Below are 13,611 nucleotides of genomic sequence, written 5' to 3' on the forward strand. Positions count from 1 at the left end.
TTACGTAAGATAAAGAAAAAAAGCAACAGAAAAGCCGCGAAAAACAAACATTATGGCAAATTTAACGATTATTTTCGCAATTTTTTTACTACTTTTGATCAGAATCGGGTACAATAGGGGAGTATTAAGCTTAAGGAGGAAAACAAATGACAGATGCGCAAAAGTATATCACGGCCGTGCAAGAGAAATTAGCACAAAAAGGTGCTTGGGAGCAAGAGTTCTTGCAAGCAGTGCAGGAATTTTTACCCACCATTGTTCCTTTCTTAGAAGAACATCCTGAGTATATTGAAAAAGATATTGTTAGTTTATTAGTAGAGCCAGAACGAATTATTCAATTTCGGGTGCCTTGGCAAGACGATGAAGGTAAACGCCAAGTAAACCGTGGCTATCGTGTGCAATTTAATTCTGCTTTAGGGCCTTATAAAGGTGGTTTACGCCTGCACCCTAGCGTTAACCTAAGTATTTTGAAATTTTTAGGCTTTGAACAAGTTTTTAAAAATAGTTTGACGGATTTAGGTATCGGTGGTGGTAAAGGTGGCAGTGACTTCGATCCTAAAGGTAAATCCGACGATGAAATTATGCGCTTTTGTCAAAGTTTTATGACAGAGCTTGCCCGCCACATTGGCCCAAGTCTTGATGTCCCTGCCGGTGATATCGGTGTTGGCGGTCGAGAAATTGGTTTCTTATTTGGAATGTACAAACGGCTGCAACAATATGATGCGGGTGTTTTAACGGGGAAACCCTTAAACTTTGGTGGTAGCTTAATTCGGACCGAAGCCACGGGTTACGGCCTAGTTTATTTTGTGAAACATTTACTGGCGGATCAAGGGACTACTTTAAAAGGTAAAAAAGTAATTCTTTCTGGCAGTGGCAATGTTTCCATTTATGCCATTGAAAAATTAATCGAGTTAGGTGCGATTCCCTTAACCTGTTCCGATTCTAATGGTTGCATCTATGATCCAGCCGGAATTGATTTAGCTTTATTAAAAGAAATCAAAGAAGTAAAACGGGAACGTTTAACTAGCTATCAAGCTGCGCGTCCTGAAGCGCAATATATGGAAGGCTCTGTTTGGGATCAAGATATTGCAGCAGATATCGCCTTGCCTTGTGCTACGCAAAATGAAATTAACGGCACCCAAGCACAAAACTTTATTAACCATGGTGTGAAATTAGTAGCGGAAGGGGCTAATATGCCAAGTTCTAATGAAGCGATTGCTTTGTATTTGGCTAACGACGTTTATTATGGTCCCGCCAAAGCAGCTAATGCGGGTGGTGTAGCAGTTTCCGCCTTAGAAATGAGTCAAAATGCGCAACGTTTAAGTTGGAGTCGCGAAGAAGTTGACCACCGCTTAGATGATATTATGGAAAATATTTTCTTAACTTGTCGCAATACTGCTGAACGTTACGGTTTGAAAAACAATTATGTAGCAGGGGCTAATATTGCTAGTTTTGAAAAAGTAGCCCATGCTATGCTGTTACAAGGTCTTGTTTAATGAAAAGGAGGGTGACAAAATTTTTGTCACCCTTCTTTTTTATCTTTTTAACAAGATTCTGAAAAGTTTTCATACTGTTTGCAACAATTGAAATATACTTGTAATAATTAAAATATCATTTTGAAATCTTGGAGTGCTAAACTCTAGGGTAAAGAGATTCAGTATATTTGCCAAGTCGGAGGAATAATTGTGAAGAGCAAGTTATGGACAGCCTTATTAGTTAGCACCATGGTCTTAAGCAGTATCGCTTTACCCACCATCGCTTCAGCTGATGAATTTGATGACATGATTAGTCAACAGCAAGAAGTAATTAAAACTCAACAAGATAAACTAGCCGATTTGCAAGCGCAAAAGACTAGTACTGAAGCGCAAATTAGCGCTTTAGAAAGTCAAATTGCCGATATTCAAGAACAAGCAGCAGATTTAATGGATCAACAAGCTGATTTGCAAGGGAATATTGATGATTTGAATGCCGAAGTGGCCACTTTACAAACACGGATTGAAAAACGTAACGCAGCTTTAGAAGAACAAGCACGGGAAGTGCAATTAAATGGAAATGATACCTCGGTGGTTTCTGCTGTATTGAACGCCCATTCGATTTCTGAAGCTATCACGCGGGTTCAAAGCGTCAACACCATGATTAAAGCGAATCATGACATGATGGAACAACAAAAGACGGATAAACAAGCGGTGGAAGATAAAGAAGCTGAAGCTGAAAAGAAAATGGAACAACTACATCAAGCTGAAGCAGTCTTAGATCAAAAAGCCGGCACCTTAAGTGACAGCCAATTAGAATTAAACGTCTTAAAGGCTGATTTAGAAGCGAAAGCAACGACTGAAGAAAGTAAAAAACAAGCGGCTGAAAGCAAACTAGCTGATGCTAAAGCCCAACAGGCAGCACAAGCTGAAGCAGCTAAAAAAGCAGCGGAAGCCAAAGCAGCTGCTGAGGCTAAGGCTCAAGAGGCCGCAGCGCAACCAACAACTGTGACCCAAACACAAACAGCAGTTCAAAATAATCAGCCAAGTGGGACGAAAACTGAAACCTCACAGCAAGAGCCTACCAAAAACAATTCTGTAGAAAAAGAAATTACGATTCCCGCACCGAGTGTTAGTGGAAGTGGCATCTTAGGCACAGCCGCTAACTACTTAGGCGTACCTTATTTATACGGGGGAACTACACCAGCAGGTTTCGACTGTTCTGGTTTTGTTCAATACGTATTTAAATTAAATGGGATTAGCTTACCACGGACCGCAGCTGAACAAGCATATGCTGGCACGCAAATTCCAGTCAGCCAAGCTCAACCGGGTGATCTTTACATTTTCCCTGGTTTAGGTCACGTGGCCATTGCCACAGGCGGTGGCGGTTATATTCACGCTCCCCACACTGGTGATGTAGTAAAATACAGCCAAATTAGTTCTTCATGGGGGCCAATTTTTGCAGTCCGCATCAACTAAAAGCAAGATAAAAGACTCGACGTCGGTCGAGTCTTTTTTTGTAGAAAAGAAAAAAGCCGCCACGCTTGCGTGACGCCTTTCCTCAGAAAATTATTTTACTTCATCAGCCGTTTTAATGATGTGTTCTACAATGCCGTAGTCTTGGGCTTCTTCAGCGGATAACCAGAAGTTGCGGTCCGTATCATGAGCAACTTTATCATAGCTTTGACCCGTAGCTTCAGCGATTAATTTATTGACCCGTTCCCGCATTTTAATGATTTCTTTGGCTTCGATTTGGATTTCGGTACTTTGCCCTTGAACGCCGCCAGAAGGTTGGTGAATCATATAGCGAGTATTTGGTAAACTAAAACGGTGCTCTTTTTTAGCGCCCAGGTAGATGGTAATCCCCGCACTAGCTACCCAACCGGTGCCAATCACGTAAACGTCAGGTTTGACGAATTGAATCATGTCATGAATGGTATCGCCAGATTCCACATGGCCCCCTTGGGAGTTAATGAAGATTTTAATCGGTTCGTCACTGAGGGAAGCTAAAAGCAATAATTGGCTAGAAACTTCTTTAGCGACATCTTGATTAATTTCGCCATAAAGTAAAATTGTCCGGTTTTCAATCATTTTTTGCGTGAGGAGTGCTTGCGTATCTTTCGGATTTGTTTCTTTCTTGTCCGTCACAAAAATCAGTCCTTTCATGGTTGCTGTCCTTATTTTATCCTTTTGGTCAATAAACGTCAAAGAATTTGGAAGCTTGCCAGTCCGACTGCTACTAATTTTTTAAAATAGGGTTGTCAAAGTTAGGTATAGTTTAAAACTATCAATACTTAAAACTTATTTGAGTTATCCCCCAAGGCCGCTTTGTGCTAGAGTGAGGGTAGTAAATTATTGGAGGAAGATCGATGACTACAGTAGAATATACAAAAACAACCCATGCTCCTTTTCGTTTTGATACAGTTGGTAGTTTCTTGCGTCCAGCAAGTTTAAAAGTTGCCCGTGCGGCCTATGAAGCCGGCAAAATTTCCAAAGAAGAATTAACCAAGGTAGAAGATCAAGAAATTATCGCCCTCATTCAAAAGCAGGAAGCAGCTGGTTTGCGGGCGGTGAGTGATGGTGAATTTAGAAGAAGTTGGTGGCATTTAGATTTCTTCTGGGGCTTACAAGGAATTGCTTATAAAGATGCCAGTCACGGTTATTATTTTGCCGGCAAGGAAACCCGAGCAGAAACCGCCACTGTCACTGGAAAAATCTCCGGGGAGCATCATCCTTTTGTGGAGCATTTTAAATTTGTTCAGGCCCATAAATCAGCCCAGAGCGAAGTAAAACAAACCATTCCCGCTCCTGCTCAATTTTTCAAAGAGTTAATTCGGCCGGAAAATCAAGCTGAAGCGGCGGCTTTTTATCCGCAACAAGCAGATTTAATTGCCGATATCATTAAAGCCTATCGCCAAGTGATCGCCGATTTTTATGCCGCGGGTTTACGAGTTTTACAAATCGATGATTGTACTTGGGGCATGTTAGTGCAAAAATTACCAGAAGGTCTCGTCACGGAGGGGAAATCGGAAGAAGAAGTACGCACGGCATTGAAAAAAGAATTGCTAGCGATTAATAATGGCATTCTTGTCAATCAACCAGCGGATTTAATTATTAATACCCACGTTTGTCGGGGCAATTATAATTCCCATTGGTCGGCAGCAGGGGGCTATGACTTGGTGGCCGAGCCTTTGTTTACCGAAGAATTAGTGAACGCCTATTATTTAGAATACGACAGTGATCGGGCGGGCAGCTTCGTTCCTTTAGCTAAAGTTAGCGGGAATAAAGGCGTTGTTTTAGGTTTGATTACTTCTAAATCTGGAGCATTAGAAGATCGTCAACAAATTATTGCTAGAATTAAAGAAGCGAGTCAGTATGTGCCTTTAGACCGTTTATACCTTTCACCCCAATGTGGGTTTGCTTCGACAGAAGAAGGCAATACCTTGACGGAAGAAGAACAATGGGCCAAAATCGCCTTAGTCAAAAGTATCGCTGAAGAAGTTTGGGGCCAGGATTAGTCCTTGATAAAATTATTGCTTAGAGCTCTCATTGGAAAGAGAGCCCTAAGCTCTTTTTTTAAGAACAGGAGAGAAGAAACTAGTGATGAACCTTTCAGCCGTTAAAATTACTTTCCATAGCACAATTTTAAAAGCTGTATTTTTTATAAAAAATGTATAGAAAAAGGCTTGTTGGGCTAAGGATGAAGGACTTTCTTTTGAATTTTTTTGAAGAATATACAAAAAAATCTTTTTATAAATGACGAAAATATAACAGTTTAGAAAACAGAATGAAAGAGGTTGGAAACTGAAAAAAGAATGAGAGTATTTTAATTAATTGTGAAGTTTTTTTGAAGATTAGCCGTTTTATAACGTTCTTCAAAAAAATAACGAAAAATCTTTAAATAAAATTATTAAAAAGGTATTTCCTTTTCTTTCATAATTAGGTATACTATAAACAGGCAGAGGAAATAAAAACCATCTGTTTCAATTGCGATTAATCGCCAGAAGAGGAGTGATGCTTGTGTTAACTTTATATACTTCCCCAAGTTGTACATCTTGCCGGAAAGCGCGCGCATGGCTACAAGAACATGAAATTGCCTTTACAGAAAGAAATATTTTTTCAGAACCTTTAACCTTGAACGAATTAAAGTCTATTTTGAAAATGACCGAAGACGGAACGGAAGAGATTATTTCCACCCGCTCTAAAGTCTTCCAAAAGTTAAATATGGATCTCGATGATCTACCTTTGAAAGATTTATTAGTGCTCGTCCAAAAAAATCCTGGTTTGTTACGGCGTCCCATTATGATTGATGAAAAACGTCTCCAAGTTGGTTTCAATGAAGATGAAATTCGTCGTTTCTTACCACGTGAAGTTCGCCAATTAGAATTACGTCATGCGCAAATGATGGCTGGTCTATAAAGTACACGAAGGTTGTGCCCGAAGAAGTTACTGCGGACACACCGTTTATTCAAAAAAAGAACTTATGACAAGACTTTTGTCACAAGTTCTTTTTTTGCGCCCTGAAAGCCTAATTTTCAGCGTATTAAAAAAAACTAAGTTTAACGATTTATCCTTTACAATACTTGCATTTAAAGAGAAAATAAACTATAGTAGGTGCATTCGCAAAGGAACGAGGAGGTGTTGCCCTGTGGAGATGGAACACATCAACGAAAATACGATTCGCGTCGTCATTGAAAATCAAGATTTAGAAGATCGTGGCATTACGTTTCTCGACTTAATGGGCAATCAAAAAGAAATCGAAAAGTTCTTTTACAGTATTTTGGAAGAAGTCGACGAAGAAGCCCAATTTCGTGACTCTGATGCGGTGACTTTTCAAGTTTTACCTAACCGCAATGGTTTAGAACTCTTCATTAGTAAAAATTTAAATCTCGAAGATTTTTCTCTAGAAGAACTACCAGATAATTTGCCTGCAGAAGGTATGGCGGATCTTTTAAAGGAACGACTTGAAAATAAAGATTTACCAGAGCTGCCGGAAATCGCAGATCGCTGGTTGGAACAAGATGAATTTGTCTATCAGTTAGCGGACTTTGAAGCGGTGATCGCCTTAGCACAACAACCTGTTTTTGAAAATGCTTTGACGAATCTCTACTTGTTTGGCGGTAAATATTATTTAGGTGTCACCTATTTAGAAACGTTGGAAGACTTTGAAAAGCGGATTGATCGTGCGTTAGTTTTAGAATATGCGGTAGAGAGTCATTATGCGCAAGAATATTTAGCAGAACACGGTGAGCTTTTGATGCAGTCATCAGCCCTAGCGTTAGTCCATCATTATTTTAAAAAGTAAAGGGGCCAAATTGCCCAAGTTTACCTAAAAGTCTGTGGCGACTCACGTCACAGGCTTTTTCTTTCACATTGCAGAAGGAGTGTTGTCCATGTTAAAAGATTTTCAGTCAGAAAAATTATATTATGGGTTTCCCATTTTTGTCTTAGGGTATCAAGATGCCCAGTTTGGTTATAATGTCACCACTTGCTCTTCCTCGTATTCTTTAGGGGATCAAGTCGTTTTTGGTTTATCCACCTATTCCCATGGAGCCAAAGAAATTATCGTCCACGGCAAATGTTCCTTAAATATTTGTGGGGTAGAGTACTTAGATATCATGGAAGCAGCAGGTTACCAGCATGGGGTGGGAAAATTAGCTGCAGGCAACATTGCCTATGAAGTAAGCGACTCTTTACAAGTGCCTTATTTACCGCAAGCGCAAATCGTCTTGTTTTTGACGATTGAAAAAGTGGAAGAACACGCGGGTGCCTACCATTTTATTGCTAAAATTACGGAACGCAAAGTCCAAGAGCAAGCAATTACCTCGGAAGGAACACTGGAGGCAGCTGCTTTAGCTCCCGTCTTTTATGTAGGGGATGGCGCTAAACGCGTTTATCGCACCTGGTCCTCGCAAGTTCGGCCCACGGGTGGTTATTGGTTGTAAGTCAGAAACAAATAAAACATAAGAGGTTCGGCGAAATCTTGCCGAACCTCTTATGTTTTTTTGCTAATCGCTAAAAGAAACACCGTGGGGCGCATTTTTTTCATATAGAGGCGCCGCAAAGTTTGGTACAAGTAAATCAGTTCTTCATAATGGAAATCTAAATCCCAATAGTAAAAAGGAATTTCAGGATATTTTTTATGGAGCAAGAAAGAAGAGCCAATGATTAAATCAAAATCGTCGTTGCTATCTTCATAGGTTTCAAAATCCACAAATGTCAGACTAGCTAAGAAAGTGTGGAGTTGTTGCATAAACATATGATTTTGCTCAATGGCTAGAGCCACCCGCAAGTTGGCACCTTTTTGTCGCTCATTGAAGTAAGGATTCAAGATGTGGGCAAAAGTCGTTTGTAAATATTCTTTTTGTTTCAATAAAGGCTGGTACTCCGGTTGTGCCAAAATATCATCAAAAAAGGGCGCAATTTTTTCCGTGATTAAAGCGATGAGACCTTGATTACTTTTCGACTCCGCAAAAGATGGCAAGGTGGGAAATGGTCGTTGGAAAATATAATAGCCAAAGGTGATGTTGAGATAATTCCCTAGCATTACTTCTTGCTCTCCTTGCCGCAAAGTCCCCTCAAAAATTTCTTGATCGATGTACGTAATAAACTGCGTGGCGAAATCCCAAATAATATTTTCGTTTTTGGCAAATTCATTTAAGGTGGTCTCTAATACTAAATCTTGGTTGTTTGTAAAATACGGCGCAAACAGGGAGATAAAGAAGAGAAACGCACTTTCCCCTTTGGCCGTCCCTAAAGGCAACTCAGGATAATCCGTCAATAAATTCAAGTCAAAGTAGCGACTCTGATGGAAGAGAAAATCATACTTATGATTGTAAGGGGCGTAAAAGTGGCGCCGAATCCGCGCATAGGCAACGGCGAAAAAGTATAAGAGCTCCTGGCGACCCACATAAGAAGAGTTCATAGAGAAAAATTTAGTAAAGCGCTCTTGGAAGTAGCTTAATTCTTTTTGATCAAAGGCAAAGGGCCAAACTAGCCCCCGCGTTCCTAACCACATTAAGTAAAAGAGAGTTAAGCGAATCGTCGTTTCGTCCCCTACAATGGACATACTCGTGTAGCTGATGCGCATCCCATACTTTTTCAAAAATTCCGTTAAAGGTTTAATCTTCCGACTTAAAGTAGAACGGCTGATAAACATTTCTTCGCAAAAATATTGTAAAGATGGCTCTGGCTCGTTCATAATATATTGGACAAAACGGAAAGGTACCGATTCTTGCAATAAGAAGTAGCGGTACTCATCTAAAGACAACACAAGCTTAGTGGTACTGATGCCGCTATTTTTAATGAGAATACTTCCTTGCTGCGGACTGGCTTGTTGAATCTCGTGGTTTAGCTCATTTAAGTGATGATAAGCTTGTTGATAAGTGAGATTAAGCTTCTGGGCGATGAAGAAGATCGAATAATGACCTTTATTGAGTGTCGTCAGTAGGCGCAAAATGCCATAACGATTCTTCATGGAAGCATCTAACATTAAATCTTCATAAAGCATCGGTATCCCTCCTTATGATATTTACTATATATTAGCCTAGTTTAAGTGAGTTGTCATGCTTCTTTGGTAATTTTTTTCGGGAAAAAAGGCGCCAGTATCAGCCCAACAACTAGACCAATTGGCATAAAGACGACCCAACTCATACCAATGGAAAATAAGGGGATATGCTGTGCTAAGGCCAAGATATCTTGAATCACTGGCAAGCTTTGCAACTTAAGCGGTAAAGCGTTCAGACCATCGCATAAAGCAGCAATTAACGTGAAGACGGTCACGCTGACATAAACGCATTGCCGTTCTTTAAACAAAGGACCCGTCAAGACTAAAAAGATTAAGGTAATTGCTAAAGGATAGATAAACATTAAGACCGGCAGTGCGCCAGCGATAATATTCGTTAAGCCGACGTTGGCAAAGATAGCCGGTAACACGCTAGTGATGATCAACCACTTGCCATAAGAAATTTGGGGAAAGATTTCGTGAAAGGTCTCGGAAAAGGCGGTGATTAGACCAATTGCCGTTTTAAAACAGGCGATAATCACAATGAGCGCTAACAAGATGCTGCCTAAAGTGCCTAAGTAATGGTCGGCCAGTTGAGCTAAAGCGATGCCACCATTTTCTGATAAGGCAAACTGCCCTAAACTCATGGTCCCCATTAAAGCGAGACAAGTATAAATGATTCCCATAATGACGATACTAATAAAACCACTTTTAATTGTATCTTTAGCGATGGTTTTGGGCTGTTTAACCCCCATCTGTTGTAAAGTTGTGACAATAATAATGCCAAAAGCTAAGGAAGCCAAAGCATCCAAGGTGTTGTAGCCTTCTTTTAGTCCAGCATTTAAAGGACTCGTGAGATAGGCGGCATCCGTTGGGGTGACGTTAAAACTCCCTAAAGGTTTGAGAAAGGCGAATAAGATTAAAACGAATAATAAGAGCAGGAACAAAGGATTTAAAAATTTCCCAACATAATCCAATAATTTATTTGGACGCTTAGCAAAAAGGTAAGCACCGAAAAAGAAGGCGACAGAAAAAAGTAAGAGAATTAATTTTTGCGTGGAGCTAGGTACAAAAGGCTGTAAGGCGATGGCAAATGACGTGGAAGCTAAGCGGGGCAGCGCAAAGAAAGGACCAATAACCAGGTACAATAGGGCGGTAAAAATAGTGCCGTATAAAGGATGAATCCGTTTGGCAACTTCCAAAATTCCTTTTTGGCGGGAAATCCCGATGGCAATAACGCCTAAAAAGGGCAAGCCAATACCGGTAATTAAAAAGCCTAAGTTGGCCCACCAAACGTTACTCCCGGCTAATTGTCCTAAATGAACGGGAAAGATTAAATTACCGGCTCCAAAAAATAAGCCAAATAGTAGCGAACCGACGTAGAGATAGTCTCTGAATTGTAGTTTTTTTTCTGTCATACCTTGTGCTCCTTTAATTTTATAACAATTAAAGTATCAAATTTTTCTCCCTAGTACAAGGGTTCTGACAAAAATAATTGCCATCGCCATGTAAATTAAGCTAAAGGACGAACATCAAGAGTAAACCGGCACAGCTACTAGGGAATTTGTTAGCGTAAAGGGGGAAAGCATTTTTACAGCAGGAATCTTTTGTGCTACACTGACCTTAATACTGAAGGGAGTCTTTACTTATGGAAAAAGCAACCATCACTACGCGGGAATTTTTAGTCGAAGGCGGCTGTAACGCTTGTGGCCTGATTAATTGTTGTACCTACACACTACACTTTACCGATAGCCCAGACCAAACAGTGGAAAATATGGATGAAGCAGCTCTTGTTACTGCGATTGCCTTAAAAGGCGGTTGGCGTCAAGGTACAGAACCAGTCGGCATTGGGGAAGATGCCATTTACTTCCAAAAAGATGGCGAGAAAATTTATTTTGAGGAAGACAACTTTAAAACCACCTTTAAAAAAGGCAGCACGACAATTACTTGTCCTAAATATAAAGTTCATGATCGTCAAGATTTACCCGCAATTTTTGCTAAAACTAACGAAGTCTTAACTAGCTTGTTCCAATTGCCAGCCTATGACTTTGTAATGGTAGATTAAAAAGCAAAATCAAATACCTCTATTGAGGCTTTTAGACCACATTCTTTGAGAGTGCGGTCTTTTTTTGTATAGAGGAAAGTCTTTTAATCATTATAGTTGACAAATGTAGACGGTAAAAGGTAAGCTAACAGTGTAAAAGAGCGTCAGCCTTCATACCCGCTACTTATCAACGTACGAAATGGCGGCGAAGGCTTGCGGTAAGTTATTGAAGGAGGGGTTAAGGATGGATAAAAATAAAAATGATACTACTGAACACGTAGCATCTGAACACGTAGCATCTGAAGAACACGAAAAGCACCAACAACACCGTGAAGGGCACCATGACATGGGTCAGATGAAGATGGAGTCAATGGCGATGGACCACACCGAAGTGGATCACAGTCACCACGAGATGGGCGGGATGAAGCACGACCATCATGAGATGAGTGGCATGGATCACAGTCACCACGACATGAGTCAGATGAACCACGATCACCAAGAGATGAGTGGCATGGATCATTCTATGCACATGGGGAATTTCAAACAAAAATTTTGGCTATCCCTTGTGTTAGCCATTCCGATTATTTTATTGTCCCCCATGATGGGGATTGAGTTGCCGTTTCAATTTAGTTTTCCCGGCTCGGAGTGGGTGGTCTTAGTATTAGGCACCGTGCTTTTTTTCTACGGGGGGGCGCCATTTTTAAAGGGTGCTAAGATGGAACTGCAGATGAAAAGTCCAGCTATGATGACCTTGATTGCCATGGGGATTTCGGTGGCGTATATTTATAGCTTATACGCTTTTGTCATGAATGAATTTTTCCACGGCCACGTCATGAATTTCTTTTGGGAATTGGCCACCTTGATTGTCATTATGCTTTTAGGTCACTGGATTGAAATGAACGCCGTCATGAGTGCGGGGGATGCTTTAGCGAAATTAGCGGAGCTTTTGCCCTCCACAGTGGTTCGGCTCTTAGCGAATGGACAAACGGAAGAAGTTCCTTTAAGCACCATTCAAGTCAATGAACGCTTGCTAGTGCGGGCTGGCGATAAAGTGCCCACAGATGGGATCATTGAAAAAGGGGAGTCTACCGTCGACGAATCGGCTTTAACAGGGGAGTCCCGTGGCGTAGTGAAAAAAGCTGGGGATAAAGTCATTGGTGGTAGTCTGAATGGTAACGGCACAATGGAGATTCGCGTCACCGGGACTGGCGAGAGCGGTTATCTCGCTAAAGTTATGGAGATGGTCCGTCGCGCCCAACAAGAAAAGTCGCAACTGGAAGGTTTAGCCGATAAAGTAGCCAAGTGGCTCTTTTATGTCGCTTTAGGAGTAGGGTTGGTCGCTTTTGTTTGGTGGTTAGTCGCCACTGACTTGCCGACTGCTTTAGAGCGAATGGTGACCGTCTTTATTATCGCCTGTCCTCACGCTTTAGGATTAGCAGTCCCGCTAGTAGTGGCTCGTTCCACGTCCATTGCCGCAAAGAACGGTTTACTTTTGAAAAATCGGACGGCTTTAGAAAATGCCCACGCCTTAGACGAGATTTATTTGGATAAAACAGGAACCTTAACTGCGGGCACTTTTAAAGTTACCGGCGTAGAAAGTTTGGTCAGCGACTACGACAACAAACGAATCCTAGCGCTTTTAGGTGCGCTAGAAGCTAACAGCACACATCCTATTGCTACGGGGATTATGAAAGAGTTAGCTGCCAAAAAAGTTACACCTTTAAAAGCAAGCGACGTGAAAAATATTGCCGGGCTAGGTTTGACTGGCCAAGTGGACGGTCAAGTGGTCCAAATTTTAAATGCTGGTGGACTAGCTCAGTTGAACTTAAATGTTCCACAAGCTCAAATTCAACCTTATGCAGAACAAGGCAATACCGTCAGCTTCTTAGTCGTCGCCAATCAATTAGTGGGTTTGGTAGCTTTAGGGGATCAAATTAAACCAACAGCTAAACAATTTATCACTGAACTACAAACCTTGGGGATTGAACCGGTGATGTTGACCGGGGATAATCAAGAAGCGGCGGCCAGCGTTGCTGAGTATTTAGGCTTGAAAAAATACCACGCTAGTCTTTTACCGGAAGATAAAGAGAAAATTATCGCAACGGCGATTGCTGCCGGAAAACGCGTGGCGATGGTGGGGGACGGGATTAACGATGCCCCAAGTTTGGCTCGGGCGACTGTCGGAATTGCCATTGGGGCCGGAACCGACATTGCGGTGGATTCCGCCGATGTGGTCCTCACCAACAGTAATCCCCAAGACATTTTGAACTTCTTACAAATCGCGCAAAAAACACGACGGAAAATGATTCAAAACTTATGGTGGGGAGCGGGCTATAATATTTTAGCTTTACCGTTAGCGGCCGGTGTCTTAGCGCCAATTGGGATTTTATTGAGTCCCGCTGTTGGAGCCGTCCTGATGTCTTTAAGCACGGTGATTGTCGCTTTAAATGCGTTAACGTTACACTTGAATAAATAAATAAAAGCTAGTCGCCCAATTTTGGCGGCTAGCTTTTTAATTTGATATGTTTTGAAAACCACCTGCTATGCGGGTGGTTCTGAGAAGCTTTCAGCGAGGTATTAAAAAATCCTCCTAA

General features: G+C 41.2%; 11 protein-coding genes. 8 read left to right on the forward strand and 3 right to left on the reverse strand.

Annotation, left to right across the window (positions count from 1 at the left end):
• Positions 1-146: 146 nt before the first annotated feature.
• Both gdhA and FFM57_RS10025 read left to right on the forward strand, forming a co-directional pair.
• Positions 147-1,493, forward strand: a complete 1,347-nt coding sequence (gdhA, locus tag FFM57_RS05510; protein WP_137599527.1) for an NADP-specific glutamate dehydrogenase — start codon at positions 147-149, stop codon at positions 1,491-1,493.
• A gap of 189 nt (positions 1,494-1,682) precedes the next feature.
• Positions 1,683-2,948, forward strand: coding sequence for a C40 family peptidase (locus tag FFM57_RS10025; RefSeq protein WP_137599528.1), 1,266 nt, complete (start codon positions 1,683-1,685; stop codon positions 2,946-2,948).
• Positions 2,949-3,038: 90 nt separating this feature from the next.
• Here the strand turns inward: FFM57_RS10025 and FFM57_RS05520 are convergent, their stop codons facing one another.
• A complete protein-coding gene (locus FFM57_RS05520; RefSeq protein ID WP_137599529.1) occupies positions 3,039-3,635 on the reverse strand; it encodes an ATP-dependent Clp protease proteolytic subunit in 597 nt (198 codons plus the stop codon).
• Positions 3,636-3,838: 203 nt separating this feature from the next.
• Here FFM57_RS05520 and FFM57_RS05525 point away from each other — a divergent pair, with 203 nt between their 5' ends.
• The 4 genes from FFM57_RS05525 (at position 3,839) to FFM57_RS05540 (ending at position 7,414) form a co-directional block, all read left to right on the forward strand.
• Positions 3,839-4,987, forward strand: a complete 1,149-nt coding sequence (locus FFM57_RS05525; protein WP_137599530.1) for a 5-methyltetrahydropteroyltriglutamate--homocysteine S-methyltransferase — start codon at positions 3,839-3,841, stop codon at positions 4,985-4,987.
• Between the two features lie 502 nt (positions 4,988-5,489).
• Positions 5,490-5,888 carry a transcriptional regulator SpxA gene (gene spxA / locus FFM57_RS05530; protein WP_137599531.1) on the forward strand — a complete coding sequence of 133 codons (399 nt, stop codon included), beginning with the start codon at positions 5,490-5,492 and terminating at the stop codon, positions 5,886-5,888.
• 235 nt (positions 5,889-6,123) lie between these two features.
• A complete protein-coding gene (locus FFM57_RS05535; RefSeq protein WP_246023414.1) occupies positions 6,124-6,774 on the forward strand; it encodes an adaptor protein MecA in 651 nt (216 codons plus the stop codon).
• Between the two features lie 88 nt (positions 6,775-6,862).
• Positions 6,863-7,414, forward strand: coding sequence for a flavin reductase family protein (locus FFM57_RS05540; protein ID WP_137599533.1), 552 nt, complete (start codon positions 6,863-6,865; stop codon positions 7,412-7,414).
• 50 nt (positions 7,415-7,464) lie between these two features.
• On the opposite strand, the gene FFM57_RS05545 is transcribed toward FFM57_RS05540, so the two are convergent.
• Both FFM57_RS05545 and brnQ read right to left on the reverse strand, forming a co-directional pair.
• Complete coding sequence (locus FFM57_RS05545) at positions 7,465-8,979, reverse strand: helix-turn-helix domain-containing protein (protein WP_137599534.1); 1,515 nt, start codon at positions 8,977-8,979, stop codon at positions 7,465-7,467.
• A gap of 53 nt (positions 8,980-9,032) precedes the next feature.
• Positions 9,033-10,391 (reverse strand): branched-chain amino acid transport system II carrier protein, encoded by a 1,359-nt coding sequence (brnQ, locus tag FFM57_RS05550; RefSeq protein ID WP_137599535.1) that lies wholly within the window; start codon positions 10,389-10,391, stop codon positions 9,033-9,035.
• 230 nt (positions 10,392-10,621) lie between these two features.
• Between brnQ and FFM57_RS05555 the strand changes: the two genes are divergently transcribed.
• Both FFM57_RS05555 and FFM57_RS05560 read left to right on the forward strand, forming a co-directional pair.
• Positions 10,622-11,038, forward strand: a complete 417-nt coding sequence (locus FFM57_RS05555; RefSeq protein ID WP_137599536.1) for a DUF4809 family protein — start codon at positions 10,622-10,624, stop codon at positions 11,036-11,038.
• Between the two features lie 223 nt (positions 11,039-11,261).
• Complete coding sequence (locus FFM57_RS05560; RefSeq protein ID WP_371851241.1) at positions 11,262-13,493, forward strand: heavy metal translocating P-type ATPase; 2,232 nt, start codon at positions 11,262-11,264, stop codon at positions 13,491-13,493.
• The last annotated feature ends 118 nt before the right edge of the window (positions 13,494-13,611 follow it).

It is taken from the genome of Enterococcus nangangensis, assembly GCF_005405245.1.
Taxonomy (GTDB): Bacteria; Bacillota; Bacilli; order Lactobacillales; family Enterococcaceae; genus Enterococcus_J; species Enterococcus_J nangangensis.